The organism is Pseudozobellia thermophila, from assembly GCF_900141855.1.
GTDB lineage: Bacteria > Bacteroidota > Bacteroidia > Flavobacteriales > Flavobacteriaceae > Pseudozobellia > Pseudozobellia thermophila.
This window is the reverse complement of record NZ_FQYU01000002.1, coordinates 930,789-951,387: the sequence shown is the minus strand read 5'-3', so window position 1 is coordinate 951,387 and position 20,599 is coordinate 930,789. Positions and strand designations below refer to the sequence as shown.

15 protein-coding genes are annotated in these 20,599 nt (G+C 45.6%); all 15 read left to right on the top strand.

Going from position 1 to position 20,599, the window contains the following annotated elements:
• The first annotated feature begins 26 nt into the window (after nucleotides 1–26).
• Nucleotides 27–446: a hypothetical protein gene (locus BUB37_RS09185; RefSeq protein ID WP_072992126.1), complete on the top strand. Its 420-nt coding sequence runs from the start codon at nucleotides 27–29 to the stop codon at nucleotides 444–446.
• 17 nt (nucleotides 447–463) lie between these two features.
• Nucleotides 464–1,264, top strand: a complete 801-nt coding sequence (locus BUB37_RS09180; protein WP_072992122.1) for an SDR family NAD(P)-dependent oxidoreductase — start codon at nucleotides 464–466, stop codon at nucleotides 1,262–1,264.
• Between the two features lie 2 nt (nucleotides 1,265–1,266).
• Complete coding sequence (locus tag BUB37_RS09175) at nucleotides 1,267–2,424, top strand: ABC transporter substrate-binding protein (protein ID WP_170863139.1); 1,158 nt, start codon at nucleotides 1,267–1,269, stop codon at nucleotides 2,422–2,424.
• A gap of 2 nt (nucleotides 2,425–2,426) precedes the next feature.
• Entirely contained in the window at nucleotides 2,427–3,194 is a 768-nt protein-coding gene (locus BUB37_RS09170; RefSeq protein WP_072992115.1) for an enoyl-CoA hydratase/isomerase family protein, read from the top strand.
• Nucleotides 3,195–3,197: 3 nt separating this feature from the next.
• Nucleotides 3,198–4,244, top strand: coding sequence for a lactonase family protein (locus BUB37_RS09165; protein ID WP_072992111.1), 1,047 nt, complete (start codon nucleotides 3,198–3,200; stop codon nucleotides 4,242–4,244).
• Between the two features lie 113 nt (nucleotides 4,245–4,357).
• Entirely contained in the window at nucleotides 4,358–5,422 is a 1,065-nt protein-coding gene (locus BUB37_RS09160; RefSeq protein ID WP_072992108.1) for a mannonate dehydratase, read from the top strand.
• Between the two features lie 80 nt (nucleotides 5,423–5,502).
• Complete coding sequence (locus BUB37_RS09155) at nucleotides 5,503–7,197, top strand: DUF7402 domain-containing protein (protein WP_072992104.1); 1,695 nt, start codon at nucleotides 5,503–5,505, stop codon at nucleotides 7,195–7,197.
• Between the two features lie 178 nt (nucleotides 7,198–7,375).
• A complete protein-coding gene (locus tag BUB37_RS21445) occupies nucleotides 7,376–7,576 on the top strand; it encodes a hypothetical protein (protein WP_139278094.1) in 201 nt (66 codons plus the stop codon).
• Nucleotides 7,577–7,815: 239 nt separating this feature from the next.
• Nucleotides 7,816–10,803 (top strand): glycoside hydrolase family 38 C-terminal domain-containing protein, encoded by a 2,988-nt coding sequence (locus BUB37_RS09150; protein WP_170863138.1) that lies wholly within the window; start codon nucleotides 7,816–7,818, stop codon nucleotides 10,801–10,803.
• A 72-nt stretch (nucleotides 10,804–10,875) separates the two neighbouring features.
• Nucleotides 10,876–13,581, top strand: a complete 2,706-nt coding sequence (locus BUB37_RS09145; RefSeq protein WP_094766627.1) for a glycoside hydrolase family 38 N-terminal domain-containing protein — start codon at nucleotides 10,876–10,878, stop codon at nucleotides 13,579–13,581.
• Between the two features lie 18 nt (nucleotides 13,582–13,599).
• A complete protein-coding gene (locus BUB37_RS09140; protein WP_072992098.1) occupies nucleotides 13,600–14,991 on the top strand; it encodes a glycoside hydrolase family 76 protein in 1,392 nt (463 codons plus the stop codon).
• 167 nt (nucleotides 14,992–15,158) lie between these two features.
• Complete coding sequence (locus BUB37_RS09135) at nucleotides 15,159–17,327, top strand: glucosidase family protein (protein ID WP_072992095.1); 2,169 nt, start codon at nucleotides 15,159–15,161, stop codon at nucleotides 17,325–17,327.
• 42 nt (nucleotides 17,328–17,369) lie between these two features.
• Nucleotides 17,370–18,419, top strand: a complete 1,050-nt coding sequence (locus tag BUB37_RS09130) for a mannonate dehydratase (RefSeq protein WP_072992093.1) — start codon at nucleotides 17,370–17,372, stop codon at nucleotides 18,417–18,419.
• A 16-nt stretch (nucleotides 18,420–18,435) separates the two neighbouring features.
• Entirely contained in the window at nucleotides 18,436–19,809 is a 1,374-nt protein-coding gene (locus BUB37_RS09125; protein WP_072992090.1) for a sugar porter family MFS transporter, read from the top strand.
• A 7-nt stretch (nucleotides 19,810–19,816) separates the two neighbouring features.
• Nucleotides 19,817–20,587 carry an SDR family NAD(P)-dependent oxidoreductase gene (locus tag BUB37_RS09120; protein ID WP_072992087.1) on the top strand — a complete coding sequence of 257 codons (771 nt, stop codon included), beginning with the start codon at nucleotides 19,817–19,819 and terminating at the stop codon, nucleotides 20,585–20,587.
• Nucleotides 20,588–20,599: the final 12 nt, after the last annotated feature.

The following is a 20,599-nucleotide window of genomic DNA, read 5'->3' as shown; positions in this document are numbered from 1 at the left end:
TATCGGGGGATTTTGCAATACAAATTATGGTCGAAGAATTTACGATAAACGAAGAAGGCTACCACCCTTTTATAATAAAAAAAGGATGGCAACTGGCCAAGCTTAATTATACCAAAGAACAACATATAAGTCAAATAACCCAACTGGATGTTCACTTGAAAACGGACGAAATCTTTGTTGCCATTACCGGTAAGGCGGTATTGATAGCGGCAGAGATCATAGAAAATGAACCCAAGTTCGAAATTGAACTGATGAAGGTCAACCAGATATACAATATACCCAAAGGGGTATGGCACAACATCGCCATGGAAGAGGGCAGCGAGGTCTTTATTGCTGAAAAGGCGGATACCCATGTGTCCGATTTTGAGCATTTCCCCTTGGACAATGATAAAATAGAGGAATTGCGGATTTTGGTAAGTAGCGAACTGCAATCAGAAATAGACTAGTTGAGACAGACGATAAAATGAAAGAAATAAATCTAAAAGGAAAGAGAGCCCTGGTGACCGGGGGAAGTACAGGCATCGGTGCCGAAATCTGTAGGCAGCTTGCGGGCTGTGGTGCGGATGTGGTTATCAATTATAACGATAGTCGGGCCGCAGCTGAGGCATTGGCAAAAGAAATTGGGGCACGGTACGGCGTAAAGGCGATCGGCATTAAGGCCAACGTCGCCGATTCCGGTCAGGTAAGGGAAATGTTCCTTCAAGTAGACCGGGAATTGGGGGGCATCGATATATTGGTGAACAACGCCGGTTGTGAGACCGTACAACATATATTGGATCTTGAGGAAGACGCATGGGACAAGGTGCTGAACGTAAATCTAAAAGGCCCGTTTCTTTGTTCGCAACAAGCGGCGTTGCAAATGGAAAACGGCGGTGGCGGGATAATTATCAACATATCGTCGATACACGATACGGTACCGAGAAAGGGACTGGTCCATTACTGTTCGGCAAAGGCCGGTCTTAAGATGCTCTCAAAATGCTTGTCCCTCGAACTTGCCGACAAAGGGATAAGGGTAGTCTCCGTTGCCCCAGGGGCCATAGAGACCAATATGAACAGGGCGGAAATAGAAAAGTTCGGAAAGGATAAGTTTGAACAATGGATTCCCCAAGGACGCTTGGGCCATGTGTCGGACGTGGCCCATACCGTAGTCTTTTTGGCAAGCGACTTGGCCGGCTATATCAACGGGGCCGATATTTATGTTGACGGGGCCTATATGAACCATACCGTGCAATACGACCCTAGGCCCGAAAGAAAAAAGAAATGACCATGGGAACAACTCCTTCGATCAGATTAAAAGGGATGGCATGGGACCATCCCAGGGGCTACGAACCCCTTCGGGCAACTTCTACTGCGTTTTCTAAAATACGTCCCGAGGTTACTATTCAATGGGATATCCGTTCGCTTAAGGAATTTGGCGACATGCCGATAGAAAACCTTATTGGTGCCTACGATATCATTACCATAGACCACCCCTATATGGGGCAGGCCCATGCCGATAAACTTCTTGTTCCTTTGGAAGGATTGATTTCAAAAAAGAGTATGGACTGTTTGCGGGGGCGGTCGGTAGGGCCGAGTTTTGCGTCCTATGCCTATGAAGGGCATCAATATGCCTTGCCGGTCGATGCGGCGGCCCTTGTTGCCGCCTACAGGAATGATCTCATACACCATTTGAAGCTAGAGCTTCCTAAAACAAGGGCAGAACTTTTCGATTTTTATGGGCAGGTACCGCACGGCCATAAAGTGGCCTGGCCCCTATGCGCCACCGATCTTTGGTGTACCTTTCTGACTCTTTGCGCCCAGGATGCGGGTAGGGCTTTTATAAAGGATAAATCCATTGAAGAAAAGGTGGGGGTGCGTGTCTTGGACGAACTGAAGCGACATATGGATTTTCTTCATCCCATGTCTATAAACTGGAATCCCATCCAGATCTTGGACCGGATGGGTGATGGGGATGAAATCATTTATTCGCCCTTCTTGTTCGGGTACACCAATTATTCAAGGACGGGATATACCAAGAACAGGGTCGACTTTACAAACAGCCCTACCAACCCCCGTACGGATGTCTCTACCCTTTTGGGAGGGGTGGGCCTTGCCATATCGGTCCATTGCGAACATTGCGACCTGGCCGCAGCTTATATCGGTTATGTGGCCAGCCCTGAAGTACAGGAAGGAATCTATACCGAAAACGGAGGACAGCCGGCAAATTTGGACGCTTGGCAAAGCAGGGCCAACAATAGACTTTGCAACGGTTTTTTCGACCATACCCTAGAGACCCTTGAAAAAGCCTATGTGCGCCCTCGACACAGGGGGTGGAATAGATTTCAGGAAGAAGGGGCCCATATATTGCACCAAGGGTTGCGGTACGATACCCCTTCAGAAGAAATGATGCGTAAGCTCAACCAATTATATGAATCGATAGCCTGATTATGGAAACGAACTATAAGCATATCACCGTAAAGGTAAAGAAGAGGATTGCCGTACTGGGTTTTAACCGCCCCGACCAGCTCAATGCCATGAACCGGAAAATGATGGACGAGATCATAGCCGCTATTGGGGCCATCAACGGGAACGACCAAGCACAAGTGGGCCTGATCCGTGGGGAAGGACGGGCCTTTATGGCCGGTGCTGACATTAAGGAATACGCGAGTCAGACCCCGGAGGAGTTCAAGGCCTTCCAAGATTGCGGTATCGAGTTATACGAGGCCCTTGAAAATGCCCCGAAACCATGGGTGGCGGCCGTCAACGGTTATGCTCTTGGCGGCGGTTTTGAAATCGCTCTTGCCTGCGATATGATACTGGCCAGCGATACCGCCAAGATGGGGCTGCCCGAAGTGTTCTTGAGTTTGGTGCCCGGAGGCGGGGGAACCCAACGCCTTGTTCAAAAAGTAGGGATCAACCGTGCCAAGGAAATGTTGTTCCTTGGGGGGCAATATTCTGCCCAAAAACTCTACGATTGGGGAATCGTAAATCAGGTGGTCGCCCAAGATAGGTTCGACGAAGAAGTTTTGAAATTTGCGGAAAAACTGACACGGAGGTCGCCATCCGCCATCAAAGAATTAAAAAGGCTGGCACAGCTGAGCCTTTCCCCGATTCCTTTTGACGAAAAAATAGAAGAGGAAGGCAAGACGGTAAGCAAACTGTTCCATGGGGCCGATGCAAAAAAGGCCATTCAAAATTTTACAAATAAATCATAAGTCATGGAAATATTGGTATTCTTTATCGGTAGCTATACCGAATACCCCATTCCCGGGTTTGGGGGCATTGGCCATGGGATCTATACCGTTCAACTCGATACGGGAACGGGAGCCCTCCGGGTACTTTTTTCGGAGCCCGCGCGCAACCCGAGTTACTTGGCGCTTAGCGGCGATAACCGGTATTTGTACACAAGTACCGAACTGGACGAAAAAGAGGGGCCAAAGGTAAGGGCCTACAGGGTAAGAAACGATTATTCCCTGGAATTCATCAACGAACGCCCCATTGTGGGCGGATATCCCTGCCATATCGCCACCCAAGGCAACAGTGTTCTGCTCGCCTGCTATGCCTCGGGCAATGTTTTTCAGTATCGGACAGGCGCTTCGGGCCAACTGATGCCCAAGCCCAACCGCTACGACCATGAGGGGTTTAGTGTTGATAAGGGGCGGCAAGAGGGGCCCCATGCCCACCAAGTTGCGGTGCACCCCAATAAAAGGGATGTTTATGTCTGCGATTTGGGAATCGACAGGATCAAGGCTTACCGTTTTGAAGGCGATGAACTGGTGCCCAACCCCGCAAAGGACTGTGACATTTCAAAAGGAAACGGGCCACGACATATGGTTTTTGACCGCGAAGGGAAGTACGCCTTTGTTATCGGCGAGCTGTCGGGTACGATATCTGTTTTGCAAAGCAACAAGGGTGTGTTCAAGGAGTTGGGTACCTATGACACCCTGCCCGAGGGTTACGACGGAAACCCCAGCGCATCCGCCATACGCCTACATCCCGATGGAAGGTATTTATACGTGGCCAATAGAAAGTTGGAGGCCATAAGCCTGTTCAAGGTCGACAAAGGCAGTTTGCAATCTATGGGCCATACTTATACGGGGGGCGAGGAGTTACGGGAGTTCAACATTACCCCCGACGGGCAATGGTTGATAGCCTGTCACCAGAATTCGCACGACACCGTCGTCTATCGCATAGGCCAGGATGGGCGTTTGCATGAAAAGTATCGTACCCAAGAGATCTTATCACCGGTCTGTGTGGTGTTCTAAAAATTATAATAGGACGCTAAACCGATTTAGTGGTTGGGGCAAAGTAGGTACACAAAATAGATAATTACAAGGGTCTTGCAATGGATCCGCATAACAATTAAAACATAGCAGTAATGAAATTAGGATTTGGTCTGTACAAACACATGTTGGATACGAAGCACTACAATTTTGCCAAACAATGCGGGGCTACCCACCTTGTCATTCATTTGGTCGATTATTTTGGCCATAACAAAGACAACGCCGACCAGCCCATTGGGGGGCAAGAGGGTTGGGGAAGGGCCGGTAACCCCAATGATATCTGGTCGTTGGAAGAGCTCCTTCGAATAAAAAGGGAAATCAACGACCATGGCTTGGAACTGGAGGCCATCGAGAACTTCGATCCCGCCCATTGGCACGATATTTTGTTGGATGGCCCGAAGAAGGAGCTTCAAATGGAAAACTTGAAGCAATTGATTCGCAATGTGGGCAAGGCGGGCATCCCCACCTTTGGTTATAATTTTTCATTGGCCGGGGTGGCGGCAAGAAACCAAGGGCCCTATGCCCGGGGAGAAGCCGTTTCCGTAGGTATGGATGGCGGCGACGATACCCCCATTCCCAATGGTATGGTCTGGAACATGGTCTACGATGAAAATGCACCGGAGGGGACCTTGCCCAAAATCGACCACGGGGAACTTTGGGATCGCTTGCAGTATTTTCTTGACGGGATCCTGCCCGTTGCCGAGGAAGCAGGGGTGAAAATGGCGGCCCACCCCGATGATCCCCCCATGCCTTATGTCAGAAACACTCCAAGACTGGTGTACCAACCCGATATGTACCAGAAACTGATCGACATGAAACCGAGTCCAGCCAACAACCTGGAATTCTGTTTAGGTTCAATTGCTGAAATGACCGAGGGCAATGTATATGATGCTACTGATAGTTATAGTGAGCAAGGTAAAATTGGATATATCCATTTTAGAAATGTAAAAGGCAAGGTACCTAACTATAAAGAGGTTTTTGTGGATGAAGGAGATATTGATATGTTCAAGATTTTAAAGATCTTAAAGAAGAACAATTTTGATGGCGTATTGATTCCAGATCACACCCCACAAATGACCTGTGACGCCCCCTGGTATGCGGGTATGGCTTATGCAATGGGGTATATGAAAGCGGCCTTGGCATTACTTGATAGGCCTTGACTACACAATACTGTTCTCAAAAGTATTTTGGAACATAATAAACATAATATCATTTGAACTAATAGCTTATAATCAAAAATATGAAGACCTCGTTATTCTCACTCTTTTTTGTTTTAGTGTTTCAAGGTGCATCATTTGCCCAATTAACAGATAACACGAAACGTGAAGGGGATAAAGCGGATCCCGCAATTAGTCCAATCTATGCGTATTATGAATGGGAAAACGAAATTCCGGATGATTGTCCCTTCGAACGGTCTAAGGATATCACCAAAGTCATGTTCACAGGCCGATATGCTAATTATACCGCTGCTGATACATGGTATCTACAATCTTCAACTGACGGAAACTTGTATTCCACTTGGACGGATGGACAGATAGAAGGCTTTTCAACCAATTCAAATATCCGTTCTAATGCAGTCGGGCAGGCAAAAGTGATTGGTAAGGATCCCGTTAATCTTAAATTTGAAAATCTGGGAAGGATGTGGGCAGGTGGTGCCAATTATTACCCTTGTGTAAGTCTTATTGTCGATGATGTGTTCTATATAGGCACCTATAATGCCTTTAATCATGAAGGTTACTTCAATGGGTTTAGATATTCGAAAAACTGGAACCATTTTACCGCCAATACAGAGCCCAATTGGAGAAATCAATATTGGATTAATGCTATTGATCCCGATGGTAACTTCTTCAATGAAAAGGGGAAGGCCAAATTTCGTACCGTCCATGCGGTAAATTTTGCAAAGAATAACAAGGCTGAAGATGGACGCATTTATTTGAGCGCACATGGATATAGTTCGGGAAAGGGTCAAAACAACTGGGATAAAGGAGATGCCATCTATTTATGTAGAACCGATGCAAATCCCGAGAGTATCACAACAGCGGAAAGCTATGAATTTTTTGCAGGGCATACTAAGAATGGCAAACCAATCTGGGCGAAGGGGGTAGCCAACGCCAAACCGATTGTAGATTGGCCCAATCACCTGGGCAGTGAAAGTATTACGTACTTCCCGAAGATGGATAAGTATATCCTAATGACTTGTAGATTAAAGGAGTCGGAAGAAAACCTACCTTATAATGTTACTATTTTTTGGGAGGCAGATGAGATAACGGGTCCTTATAAAATAATACATTATATGAAAGATTGGGGGGCTCAAACTTACTTTCCAAACATAACACCCCAGTTCATCAATGATGATGGAACCAGTGCATGGATGACCGTTGCAAGTAATTACAGCGTTCAGAACATCAATCCCCATCAAAATCGCTATGCGGCATCGATGCATGAGCTTGCTTTTGTTTTAAAGGATGAACCATTTCAAGAAATAAAGCTTGAATTAAAAAACATAGCACCGCTAGCAAAAGTGTGGGCAACTTCATCTGAAGAGGATAGCAAGCCCGAGGCCGTTATCGATGGCATTATTGATATAGGGGACAAAGACAAAACAAAAGAGTGGATTTCCAATGAAGGAAAAGGAGCCATGATCAAATTAGAGTGGGATGAGGAAAAAATAATCGACTGGATACGGGTATATGATAGTCCGGCTGGAGACCGGTGGACCAAAGAAGGATATTTTGTATTCAGTGATGGTTCTATGGAATGGATGTACGCAGCCCCTTCAAACAGTGCTAAAACCCCAACAGAGATTAAGTTCACGCCAAAAAAGGTGAAGTGGGTAAAGTTCACCATCACAGATGGAATTGCAGAAACGTCTACTGGGTGGCTTCCTGGAATGAGATTGGGTGTATCGGAAATTCAAGTATTTGAGGCAAATTGATAAATCATTGCCAACAATAATGTGTTCATTTCAAATGTAAAGCACCAGAAGAAGATCAAGGTTTGAGAATAAGGATGTACAAAAAAATAGAAATGATCTTTCTATGGCATTTTCAACTGATTGGATAGAACAGTGTATGGAATAAATTAAATAAGAATCAATAATTGAACGAGATATCATGAACAAACATTTAAATAGGCTTTCAATTGTAGTCTGTTTTCTTTCAATGAACCAATTAAAAGGACAAGAAATTTTTGATACTACACCTGAAACGTTTGAGCTTCCTTTGAGTTTGTCAACCTCTAAGTTAGCAGATGGAGGCATTTTATTGTTCACTACTACTCTCTTCAAAAAAATGATTTTTCAACATGGGATTTGAGCATATATATAATTAAAACAAACAAAATGAGAAATGAAATTTATAAGATTGGTCTAGTTATAACCATAGTTCTATCAAACAAGTTTGACTTGTTTTCCTAATGACGAGTAATAAGGAAGAAATTGAGATTGCCTCGGGAGAATATACCATCATCATGTTGTATAAGGATACAGCCAATATTAGTAACCCTTGGCATAGGCAAAAAAATAAAAACAAATAATATGGTTTCTATAAAAAACATGAAAAGTATTCTCAGGTTAAAAGTTGCTCTAATATTACTGGTGTCAACTAACTCAATACAATCCCAGGTCGATGTAACCAAGGTAGAAAATAATCTTACGGGAAAGGTATACACTGATTTTGCGGCAATGCAAGATAAGAGTAGGATTGATATTGAGTTAAGCGCCGCGTTGAGGTTAATTGTACAACCCTATTATGGGTATTTGAAAAATGGCGATCCAGGCAGGGAGATAAACCTGGTGCTTAACGAGAAGGGGAAATCAGGTAAAGTTAAGATTGAGTTGGAAGCCTTAGGTCAAAAGGAGAGTTTTACATTCAATTTAAGCGAGGATATTACCGAATATAAATTTTTACTGCCGGCTGGAATTGGGGTGACAACAGATGACAAAGTTGATGTAACAATTTCAGGATCAGGCTTGAATGTTTCCAAAACCATTACAATTCCCAAAAAACGACAATGGACTATTTATTTGTATCCTCATTCGCATGTTGATATCGGGTATACAAATACCCAGAAAAATGCAGAAATAATTCATTCACGTAATCTTGTCAATGGTATAGAATTGGCCGAAGAAACTGCCAACTATCCCGAAGGTGCAGGTTATTTATGGAATCCTGAAGTGCTTTGGCCTATTGAAAGGTATCTGGGCAATGCGACCCCGGAGGAAAAAAGGGAGATAATAGATGGTGTAAGGAAAGGATATATTCGATTGGACGCAGGATATGCCAATATTATGACAAGTGCCGCAAGTGATGAGGAACTAATAGAGTTTTTTCGGTTCAAGACCCATTACGAGAAACTTACGGATAAACCGATTGAAACCCTAGTACAAGTGGATGTTCCTGGGATGTCATGGGGAATTATTCCTGTAGCTGTTAAAAAAGGGATTAAATATATATTTTCATTCAACAATGGCACAGGTAGAGTAGGTCAATCCATAAAACAAAGCTTTAAGCCTTTTTGGTGGGCCGACGAAAGCGGAAAGAATAAAGTACTTTTTTATCAGGCGGGCAGCTATAATCCAGGGGCATTGATTAAAGGGCATCAGTTTTGGCCTGCTATGGCTGGTCAAACAGACCCTTCAAAACTTCTTGATATTGTGAAGACCGAAAACCCCAGGGAAAATTTTATCGACGGTTATATCAACAAAATACTGCCAGAATTAGAGGATTCTACTGATTATCCATTTGATATTTTTGCAATGTCATGGGCTATGGCAGATAACACGCCTATTGATGCCGATCTCCCAGAAGCGGTAAAAAGTTGGAATTCGGAATATGCTTATCCACATCTGATTATTGCTGGTGCAACAGATTTTATGAAGGCGTTTGATGATAAATATGGTAATGAAATTCCGATTGTGAAGGGTGATTTTACGGAATACTGGACGGATGGATTGGGAACAGCCGCCAAATATACTGCAATGAACAGAACCACAAAAGAAAGATTGGTACAAGCAGAAACGCTATGGTCTATGCTACAACCGGGAAAACCGGCGCCAAGCAGTATTTTTAATGAAGCATGGAGGAATGTGATTTTAGGAACAGAGCATACATGGGCCTATATGGCACCTAACGAACAACCGTTGTCCGATGAAATATTGAAAGTTAAGCTGGATTATTTCACATCTGCGGAAAAACTTAGTCATGATTTATTAAATAAAGCTTTGGCAACAGTAGGGAAAGCGCAAAGTTCCAACTTTGGGGTTTTTAATACGCTATCTTGGAATCGTTCAGGTATAGTCAAGATTCCTAAAGAACAAGCCAAGGGTTTCAATAGCGTATTGGATGAGGATGGAAATAGTATAAGTTCACAAAAACTATCGAATGGAGAATTAATTTTTCTGGCTAATGACGTTCCGGCATTTGGATCAAAAAAGTACAAATTGAGCCACAAAAAGAATAGGGTCAAGCTAAAAATTGCCAAAGAAAATGTTTTGGATAATGGGCTAGTGCGGGTGAGTATCGATACAATTACGGGCGATATAGGCAGTATAATTCGCGGTGGAAAGGAATTTGTTAAGCTACATGGAAATAGTAAAGTAAATACTTACAAATATCTTCATGGTGATGATAGTCCAGATAAAGCAACGAGTACAACAAGTGTTAAGTACCACATTTTGGAAAATGGACCCCTTATGGCAAAAATAGCTGTTGACTCGGAAGCCGAAGGCTGCAATAGTTTATTGCGTGAAATAACATTGTACAAAGATCAGGCTCATATTGAAATTAAAAATACTGTCGATAAAATAGCCATTACCGATAAAGAAGGTGTTCACTTTGGGTTTGCTTTTGATATTGAAAATCCAAAGATGGTATCGGATATTCCTTGGGGTACCATGGAGATCGAGAAAGATCAAATTCCAGGGGCCAATAAAAATTGGATAACGACACAACGTTGGGTGGATATTTCCAATGATAAATCCGGTGTTGCGTGGACATCATTGGATGCACCGCTTTTTGAGGTAAATGATATTACTGCGAATATTCTTGGGTCGGCCAGTGGTTCTAACCAATGGATATCAAGCTTGGAACCTAACGGAACAATATATTCTTGGGCCTTGAACAACCATTGGTTTACTAATTTCCCATTAAGCCAAGAGGGCTCTATTGTGTTTAGATATGCTATCCTTCCATACAATACCATGGGAGATTTGGCCTCAAGCAATCGATTCGGACTGGAACAATTTAGACCCTTGGTGGTTTCTTCCCTCAAGGATGATTTCCGTCCCCAACAAATATTGAGCATTGAGGGAAATACCGCTGTTACGGCTAGTGTTTTAAAACCAAGTTCAGATGGAAAATCAGCGCTCTTAAGAATTAGATCGATTTCCAAAAAGGATGAATTGGTAAAATTAAATTGGCACGAAAATAAACCATCATCTGTAAGTATCTACGATATAAATGATAACACGATTAAGGATAAGATTGATGATTCCCTTATGATACCGGCCATGGATTTTGTAACGCTATATGTGGTTTGGTAATTCGCCATGACTCTTGAAAATCGAATGGGTTTACTCCGTCTATAAAAATAAACTATTACCAATAACTTGAAAATGAGAATACTGTTGAAAATAAAAAACGCGGTATCGCTAGCATATGTTCTTATGCTAGGGGTCTGGTTTGTGACAGCCCAAGAAACCTTTGAGGGCGATACGGAAACTTACGAACTATTAAAAGACCTATCAAAATCAACATTAGCGGATGGTAAGGTACTTTTGTTCACTACTACCCACGAGGATATTGCCTGGTTGAACGAGCCGGAAATATGTAAAATTGATCGCGATAAATTGTGGTTGACACCCTATATGGATCGGCTGAAGGCAGAACCTGATTTTAAAATGGATATTGAACAGTCATCCATCGTCATGGAGTATTTACATAGGCATCCTGAAGAAAAGGAAAACTTCATTACTTTTTTGAAAGCGGGCAGGATCTCTATTGGGGGAACCTATGTCCAGACCTATGAAGGGATGTACTCTGGGGAATCTTTGGCCCGTCAGTTCTATTTCGGCAAAAAATGGATGAAGGACCATTTAGGGGGGTATGAGTCCAATGTATACTTTAATAACGATGTGCCTGCGCGTACAATGCAAATGCCACAACTGGCTCGCAAGGCCGGGGTCAACAATTTTGTTTTTGCCCGACACATCAAAGGATTGTTCCATTGGGAATCGCCGGACGGTTCCAGGGTACTGTGTTATAGTCCCGGCAACCATTATATGGAGTTCTACAATCTATTGGGGCAAACTGATTCTGCCGCAGTAAAGACCATGGCGAAGGATGCGGTGGATTGGTATACCATATACAACAACAAATCCCCAAAAAATGGAGTGATGCCCGCCATGCTGAACTATGAATTTATCTGGGACCAAAAACCTGTGTTGAATCAGGTTCCTTTTACGAACAAATGGAATGCAATAACCCATATCGAAGCTGATGGCAAAAAACGGATCAAGGTGAATTTACCGAATTTTCACTATGCGACCGCGGAAGAATTCTTTGAAGAGGCCATGAAAACCACAACCGTTGAAAAGACGATAAAGGGAGAACGCCCCAACACTTGGGTCTATATTCATGGGGCAGGTCATCATAAGGCGTTGAAGGCAAGTCGGGAAGGCGATATTCTAATGACCAAGGCAGAAAAATTTGCGACGGCCAATGCACTTATTGATGGTTCATTCAAGAAATATCCGGAACGGGAACTTTACGATGCCTGGGAGTCCAAGATTTATCCAGACCATGGCTGGGGAGGTAAGGGAGGCGATGTTACCGACAACCTGTTTCTACAAAAATTCCTTTTCGCCAAAACGGAGGCTGAAAAGATATTGGAGGCATCCTTAAAAGCCATTGCGGGCAAGATTTCGTTCAAAAAAGAAAATGGGACCCCAATAGCTGTTTTTAACAGTTTAAGTTGGGAGCGTACAGATCCGGTAAATTTCACAATCAATTTACAGCCAAATGAAGCCCGATACCTGCAACTGGATACAGATAAGGGCGAAAATGTACCTATACAATTATCGGAATTGAAATATTATCCCAACGGATTTATACAATCTGCAGAAGTGCATTTTGTGGCGGAAAGACTTCCGCCCATTGGCTACAGAACGTTCTATTTGAAACCTGCGGCGTTTCAACAAAATACGGTTACAAATACTACCGACACCTTTGAAAACGCTTATTACAAAGTAAAGTTCGGTAATGGAGGCTTAGAGGGCATTTATGATAAGGTGCTGAAAAAAGAACTCGTCGATACCAAAAGCTTCATGGCAGGTGAGATCTTCGCAATGCATTCTGAAGGTAATGGGGCTGGGGAATTTGCCGAGGTACAGCAACCGGACACGCGCTTTTTTGACCGGCTGGCTACGGGCCAAACCAAATGGCAGATCGAAGAGAGTGGACCATTGTATACTACCTATAAGATGCGCCAGAATATGAAGGAAGCCGTTGTTGAAATGAGAATTACGTTCCATAATTCAATCAAGAAAATAGATTTTGATATTGACTTGTTAAACTGGGATGGTGTTGTATACAGGGAGTTTAGAATGGCCATGCCTTTGAATATGGACAATGGAGAGGTAACCTATGAAGTTCCGTTTGGAACAGTTACTGTTGGTAAGGATGAATTAAGGGGCTCGGGAGGTGAATTCTATAACACCCCGGTACGTGATATTCATCCGAGGGCGATAGAAAATTGGATATCCGCAAGTAATGCGGCGTTTGGGGTAACCTTAAGTTCGAGTGTGGTTACCGCCGACTGGACCAACCCTATTGATTCTCTGAGTCAACAGACCATTTTACAGCCCATTCTTTTGGCCTCACGTAAAAGTTGCCATTGGGAAGGAAACACCTACCACCAGACTGGGGATCATCATTTCACTTTTAGTATAACCTCACATGCCAAAGGTTGGGAAAATGGACAACGGTTCGGTAAACAGGCCAACGAAAAGCCCGATGTAGTGGTAGACCCCGACACTTATAAAGACACCATGTTGCCTGAACAGCTCAGCTTTTTTAATACCGATAAAGAAAACGTTGTCATTTCCACCGTAAAGAAGGCTGAAGATGGGCAGGCTACGGTTATCAGGGCTTACGAGACCAATGGCCAAGATGTAACGGCGGCCATCAACATGTTTACCTCCGTCAAAAAGGCGGAACGGGCTAGTTTAATAGAAGAGCCTCTGGAGGAACTGAAGAAGGGCGAATCACAGGTGATATTAGAGCTGGGCCACCACGCCATTGAAACGATAAGAGTCGAATAATAGATTACGAATTGTAAGATGAAAAGAAGAAAGTTTCTAACAGTATCAAGTGTTTCAGCTATTGCCATTACAGGAGTATCACCTTTATTAACATGGGGCTGTAGTGAATCCAACCCCACAGATGAGGTTTTAAAGGAACAAGCCATCCTCACTTTTGAAAGGTTTGGGGAAGTTTGGGATTTTCAGGACTTCTGGAAACGGGGTAATACCTTCGATGCCTGTCTTGTTTTTGCGGACGCCTTGCATCAACGTTGGCCCGACGATAAGCAGGTAATCGCCATCCAGGAAAAAGTAGGCAAGATGCTAAAGAAAAACCTGGTTTTCTTCAACAGCTATGATCCGGGTAGCCTTTGGGCCGATGACTTTGGTTGGTGGGGACTTATGGCCCTCAATGCGCGCAAGCACCTTTTGCGATTGGGAAATAAGGAGCTTGCCGATAAGTACCTCAAACTTTCGACCGACCTCTGTTGGGAATACAAAAAGAAAACGGCCTACGACCATACCGATTTGGCCAATCCTGTACTACATGGGTGTAGAAATGGCGATGCCAATGGGGAGAACCTGGGTGTCAAAAATACAGTGACCAATGTGTTGCTCTTTTTGCTCTCCTCACGTATTTACCGCCTTTCATTGGAGGAAGGTCTGCCCGATAATGAAAAATACCTCGATATGGCCTACCGCCAATGGATTTGGTTTGATGAGTGGTTCAAATTAGGTGAATATCGATATCTAAAGGAATTATCAACTTCGGGTGCCCTGGTGCAAGAGCGCCCCATGGCATTTTTTGAAGGATCGACCTATCAGGATAAAATACACCCGCCATGGGCGGAAGGTTGGGTTTGGACGGGGGACCAAGGGATGTTGGTCGCCGCCTTGACCGATATGTTGGCCCTTAAGGAAGAACTGGCACAGTTTCTTGGCTCAAGGGATGTAAGTTTTGATAGCATGGCCTTTGAGGCCCGATTGAGGCATTTGATCAAGCTAATTGGTCTGGGGGTAAAAAATGCATTGGTCTCCGATGTCGATGGTATTATCCGCGAAGCCCCCTGTCTTTCGAGTTTTGGCCCGGAACACGGTAGGGACTATCTCGCCGGTCGTGGAATAATGATGCGCTATTTGGGAAATGAAGAAGAAAAAAAACTATTGGGGGTCGATCTGACCGAAAATATTGAAAAGACGGTACAGGCTATTTGGCAAACCCGTGATCGGGCCACCAACCAAGTACAACCTGAATTTACCAGTGCGGGGAACGATCAACAGTATGCGGAACAGTTCAAAGCCCTATGGGGCTTGGCCGACGATGTCCATAAATGGGATATCTCAACCATGAAGGAGAAAAACAAGAATGGGGTTTGCCAATCGGTGGGCCTCGATTTTCTGGCCGCCGCCCTTAGGCAGGCCAAACATTGAAATTGATGATAATGGGCCGTAAACCCCTTCCTTTCCAATGGAATGAAAAACCGAGGTCGCAGCGGTCCCCGGCCGCCGACTTTAGGATTGGAATAAGGCTATTGCGGCCTGAAGCATAAAGAATATAAAAACACACGAATCAAATTTAACCTTTTAAATGCCATCTTATGAAACACACGTTTGTCCTTCTCCTTTTTCTTTCCTTCTTCCCGGTGACGCAGGCTCAGAAAACACCCGGGCCGGCCGATCCCGAATATTATGCCATGGATCGGGAAGATATCACCTTTGACGATGAGCAGGTACTCCTTGTGAACTATCGTGGGTTTGTATCCCCCCGCCAGTATAGTGTAACACAATTCACCAATGTATCGTTTATGCCCATTTCTGCATCACGTTACGAATTCAACCTGAATTTTTACGATAAGGCTACGGGCCGCTTGATCGAGGATGACGTGCCGACGAAATGGAAGTCGTGGGTCGACGACGGGGGGAGTTACGACCCCTTGGGCTCCAACTTCCGCCCCAATTCGCCCTCCATTATGGTCACCCAGGATGAAAAATGGCAACCCAACCAATATGAAAGAACGGCCACTTTCCATAAGGAATACGATCATAAGTGGGTCAGCTTTTCCGCAAAGAGTTGGACGAACGTCTCCTTCGAAGACGATGAGGTCTTCATTAAGCTGACCCTCACCAACCGCAATACAAAAGAGTTGAATATGACGATAATGCCCAATCAGGTGGCCGACCATATCGTCGTACACGGTAAGGAGGGCTCGACGAAGGCGGACGGAATCGATGCCTTTACCTTAGGAAGCGAAGTGGGCCATGCCCGGGTTTCCTCATCCATTCGGGAAACCAGCGAAAAGGGTTTTGAGATAAGCATTGCACCCGGCCAATCCGAAACCTATTATTTTGCGGTCAAGTTCTATAAGGCGGGGAGCACCCCTCCGGCAATTACCCAATCGAACATAAAGGAGCGCATGGAGCGGGCCGATCAAAAGACCCGCGATATGTTGGCCTGGGCCTACAACAAGCTTCCCAAATTCACGAGTAGCAACCAACAACTCCAAGATTATTACTACCGCTGTTTGTTGTCCGTCCTCATGAGCCGTTACGAAAACCCGAATTATATATCCGATGTGTTTTGGGCCGTAGGCACCTGGCAATTCACCATTAGTTGGGACAATTCCTATGCATCCGACCTGATCGCCATGCTCGACCCCGAAAGCCTGAAAGGAGCCATATTGACCGATTTTGAAAATGTAAGGATGAAAAGGACCTATGTGGGCTGGAACGGAGCCCACTGGGACAACCTCTATATCCAAGAGCCTTTCGCCTTGCAGCTTATGATAGAGGCCTACATTCGGCATACGGGCGACTATTCCATTTTTGACGAAAAGGCGGCCGGGACTACCGTATGGGAATGGATGCAGCGTTGGGTTACCGAACTACAGACCAATTACACCGATGACCTGGGCTTGATCAATGTCGGGTACAATACCGAAAAGATTATAGAGATCCGTACCGATGGCTATAACCATGCCGTACCGATCACCAATACCTTGACCATCGATCTCTTGTACACCATGGCCGATTGGGCTAAAAAGAGAAACGAACAGAAATTGGGGAAAACCTATTTCAAGGAGGCCGAAAAACTTAAGGGCCTGGTCGATAAATACCTTTGGAACGAAGAACTGGGATGGTTCGACAACCGCTACCCCGATGGCACAAAAGGGACGATATGGACCTACCACTTGTTCGACCTACTGGGTGCCGATTACCTGTCCGATAAGCAAACCTACCGTTTGGTAAGCCATTTGCAGGAAGGTGAGTTCCTCGGTAAATACGGGGTGTATTCCATCGCTAGAAGGGATACCGTACATTGGGATTTGATCGACTCCGATTGGGGAGGTGGAGGCCAATATGCGGGAATGCCAGGGCGTATATCCCGTAACCTGTACCAAAAAGGATTTGCAGGGAAAGGCTGGGATGTCTTGAAGCGCAATATGAGATACATCGACCATTTTCCCTACCTGCCCCAAAACCCACGAATCGATACTCCTGAGCAAGACCGCTCTTCCATGCCCGTTCAAATTGCGGCAGGAGCAGGTTTGGAGGCCATTGTCTTCGGCACCTTTGGAGTGGATATGGGGGAAGACTCACTGACCATAAGACCTTTTAACCACGAAGATATCGGAGAGGCCACCTTGACCGACATCGTATGGAAAGGCAGAAAGTTCGGTGTACAATTGACCCGCAAGACCTTCTCCGTATACGAAGGTGAAAAATTGATCGCTACCAAGTTTTATGGAGAATCTGTTTTAATTGATTGATCCTTAAAGAATAAAACTAAGATTTACAAACTTCGACGAAATATGCAAAGACTACTAAAATTGGGCAAATGGGCCGATTTGCCCATGCGCCCCGGGTTTGGCTCATTTATGCACCCAACGGAAGAAAAACTGACACTTATTAAGCAATTGGGGGTTGATGAGATTATTCTGAACATGTACAGGAACAACCTTATCGACACGAATTTCGATTCCTTGCCCCTGCCGGGCGACCATCAATGGGAGTATAAAGATCTATTGATGTTACGCAATACCGTAGAGAATGCGGGTATTCGATTGCTCGCCTTGGAGAATATGCCCTTCTCGTTCTATGACAAGATAATGATGGGGCAAGCGGGCAGGGAAGAACAACTCAAACACGTGCAGGAAACCATTTCCAATATGGGTAGGGCCGGAATTCCCGTATTGGGCTACGGATGGACCCCCACGGGCGTATGGCGGTCATCGACAACCTATAGGATCAGGGGCGGTGCCCAGGCCATGAGTGTCGACCTTGACGATTTTAAGACGGCCCCACTTTCCCACGGACGCATTTATTCAGAAGAAGAAATGTGGGACTACTACCAATACTTCTTGGAAGGTGTCTTGCCCGTTGCCGAAGAGGCCGGGGTAACCCTTGCCCTGCATCCCAACGACCCCCCTGTGCCGAGCCTGGCCGGGGTCCCCCAATTGTTCCGGAGTTTTGAGGCCTACAAAAAGGCCATGGAAATGGTCAAAAGCGAAAATCACGGCCTGCAGTACTGTTTGGGTAATTTTTCCGAAATGGGCGCCGATATCGATGAGGTAACCGAGTATTTCGGAAAACAGGACAAGTTGGTTTATGTCCATTTTCAAACGGTTTCGAATTCCTTGTCCAACGGCAGTTCGAGGTTCAACGAGGTTTTTGTCGACATGCCGGGCTATTACGATCCCGTCAAGGTATTGCGAAAATTAAAGGAAGTCGGCTATAAAGGTATGATCATGCCCGGGCACGTACCCAAGGTCATCGGCGATGGCTCGTGGGAAGAACGGGGAAGGGCCTTCACCATAGGCTATATCAAAGGAATAATGGCTACTTTGGGGCAAGAAGATTAAAAACTAAAAAAAATTAATGAAAAATAATGTCACTTTCTTGGCGCTGATAGCCGCTTTAGGAGGTTTTTTGTTCGGTTACGATACCGCTATAATTTCGGGTACCATAGGTTTTGTAAAGACACAGTTTGATTTGGGTACCCTAATGGAGGGCTGGTACGTAAGCTCTGCCCTCGTGGGCACCATATTGGGGGTGTCGTTTGCGGGCGTATTGAGCGATGCCTACGGCCGAAAGAATATCTTGATCGTATCCGCCCTGTTTTTCGCCCTTTCGGCCATAGGCTGTGCCTTGTCGGGATCCTTTACGGCCCTGGTGGCCTATAGGCTCATCGGCGGGATCGGCGTGGGGGTGGCGTCGATGCTGTCTCCCTTGTACATTTCCGAAATCGCCCCGGCCAAAAGCCGCGGTCGCTTGGTCGCCCTTTATCAATTGGCCATTACCTTGGGTATTTTGGTGGCCTATTTCGCCAATTCCTTTTTGTTGTCCCTGTCCGTATCGGGCAAGGGAGCCGACATGTCGGCCGTGCTCAATAAAATAGTTGTGACCGAGGTATGGCGGGCCATGCTGGGCAGCGAAACCATACCTGCCCTGCTGTTTCTCTTCTTGTTGCTGCTGATTCCGAAAAGTCCGAAATGGTTGACCATGAAAGGGAAAAGCGAAGAGGCAAGGAGTATTTTGTTGCGCTTTATGGGCCGGGAGGAAGCCAATAGGGAAATTGGAAATGTTCAAGAAGTACTCCGGAAAAAATCGGGCGGTATCGCTACCGTCTTATCGGGGCCTTTCAAGTTGGCCATGCTCCTAGGGGTTTCCTTGGCGGTCTTAAGCCAGGTCAGCGGTATCAACGCCATCATCTACTACGGACCAAGGATATTGGAAGAAGGGGGACTCCAATTGGGGGAGGCCCTTGGGGGCCAGGTCGTCATTGGGGTCGTCAACGTACTGTTTACCTTCCTCGCCCTGTGGAAAATCGACGATTTAGGACGGAAACCCTTGCTGGTATATGGGGTCCTCGGTATCATGATCTCTTTGATAACCATAGGGGGACTCTTCTATTTTGAGGTAGACAACGCTTTGCTGCTCATGATATTCGTACTCACCTTCATCGCCTGCTTTGCCTTCTCTTTCGGACCGGTACTGTGGGTATTGCTTGCCGAGATATACCCTTTGAAGATGCGGGGGGCGGCCATGTCGGTGGCTACCATGGCGGTGTGGGTCGGGACGACCTTTGTGGGGCAAATGACCCCTTGGTTTTTGGAGAACCTAAAACCCTATGGTACTTTTTGGCTTTTTGCCGCCTGTATGGTACCGGCATTTTACCTAGTGGTAAAAGTCTTGCCCGAAACCAAGGGAAAGACCTTGGAGCAAATAGAAAATTATTGGTTGACGAAATAATGGTAATATGGAACGTTTAAAGGGAAAGATAACGGTGATTACGGGGGCTGCCAACGGTATCGGACTGGCGATCAGTACGGCCTTTGCCAATCAAGGGGCCACTGTCGTAATGTGCGACATCGATGGAAAAAAATGTAGGGACGAATCGGAAAACATCATAGAAAAGGGAGGGATTGCCCGATGGTACCCCTGTGATGTCGGCAGTACCGAAGACCTTCGCAAGGTAGTGGAGGGGACCATGGCCGAGTTTGGGAGGATCGATGTGCTGGTCAACAATGCCGCAGTGGCCATTTCGGGGGATATCAGGGAGATGCCGGAAGCCGATTGGGATGCCCTGATGAACATTAACCTCAAAGGAGTCTTTCGGGGCATAAAATTGGTCCTGCCCCACATGGTCAGGCAGCGCTCGGGCAGCGTAATTACCCTGTCGTCGACCCAGGCCTATAGAAGTTGGGACGATTGGACGGCCTATGCGACGGCCAAAGGGGGCATTATTTCCATGAGCAACCAATTGGCAGGCCAATTCGGAAACCGTAACGTGCGTTTTAATACCATTTCCCCCGGGGCCATTTTAACCCCCATGAACGAACAACGGGTCGCCGCGGAAGGGGAACAGTTTCTAAAAAGCAGTATGAACCAGGCCGCCATGCTCCGTTTGGGGCGATCCGAGGAAGTGGCCATGACGGCCGTCTTTCTGGCCTCGGACGAATCGACATTCATTACGGGGGAGGATATTGTCATAGACGGGGGGCTGACAAGCCTGCCCAGATATATATAAACAAATAAATCA

Excerpts from the sequence above, each read along its gene's own strand:
- BUB37_RS21445 (WP_139278094.1), top strand. The coding sequence starts at position 7,376 with ATGAACAAACATTTAAATAGGCTTTCAATTGTAGTCTGTTTTCTTTCA.
- BUB37_RS09185 (WP_072992126.1), top strand. The coding sequence starts at position 27 with ATGGTCGAAGAATTTACGATAAACGAAGAAGGCTACCACCCTTTTATA.
- BUB37_RS09160 (WP_072992108.1), top strand. The coding sequence starts at position 4,358 with ATGAAATTAGGATTTGGTCTGTACAAACACATGTTGGATACGAAGCAC.
- BUB37_RS09130 (WP_072992093.1), top strand. The coding sequence starts at position 17,370 with ATGCAAAGACTACTAAAATTGGGCAAATGGGCCGATTTGCCCATGCGC.
- BUB37_RS09180 (WP_072992122.1), top strand. The coding sequence starts at position 464 with ATGAAAGAAATAAATCTAAAAGGAAAGAGAGCCCTGGTGACCGGGGGA.
- BUB37_RS09165 (WP_072992111.1), top strand. The coding sequence starts at position 3,198 with ATGGAAATATTGGTATTCTTTATCGGTAGCTATACCGAATACCCCATT.
- BUB37_RS09145 (WP_094766627.1), top strand. The coding sequence starts at position 10,876 with ATGAGAATACTGTTGAAAATAAAAAACGCGGTATCGCTAGCATATGTT.
- BUB37_RS09155 (WP_072992104.1), top strand. The coding sequence starts at position 5,503 with ATGAAGACCTCGTTATTCTCACTCTTTTTTGTTTTAGTGTTTCAAGGT.
- BUB37_RS09150 (WP_170863138.1), top strand. The coding sequence starts at position 7,816 with ATGAAAAGTATTCTCAGGTTAAAAGTTGCTCTAATATTACTGGTGTCA.
- BUB37_RS09140 (WP_072992098.1), top strand. The coding sequence starts at position 13,600 with ATGAAAAGAAGAAAGTTTCTAACAGTATCAAGTGTTTCAGCTATTGCC.
- BUB37_RS09170 (WP_072992115.1), top strand. The coding sequence starts at position 2,427 with ATGGAAACGAACTATAAGCATATCACCGTAAAGGTAAAGAAGAGGATT.
- BUB37_RS09120 (WP_072992087.1), top strand. The coding sequence starts at position 19,817 with ATGGAACGTTTAAAGGGAAAGATAACGGTGATTACGGGGGCTGCCAAC.
- BUB37_RS09175 (WP_170863139.1), top strand. The coding sequence starts at position 1,267 with ATGGGAACAACTCCTTCGATCAGATTAAAAGGGATGGCATGGGACCAT.
- BUB37_RS09135 (WP_072992095.1), top strand. The coding sequence starts at position 15,159 with ATGAAACACACGTTTGTCCTTCTCCTTTTTCTTTCCTTCTTCCCGGTG.
- BUB37_RS09125 (WP_072992090.1), top strand. The coding sequence starts at position 18,436 with ATGAAAAATAATGTCACTTTCTTGGCGCTGATAGCCGCTTTAGGAGGT.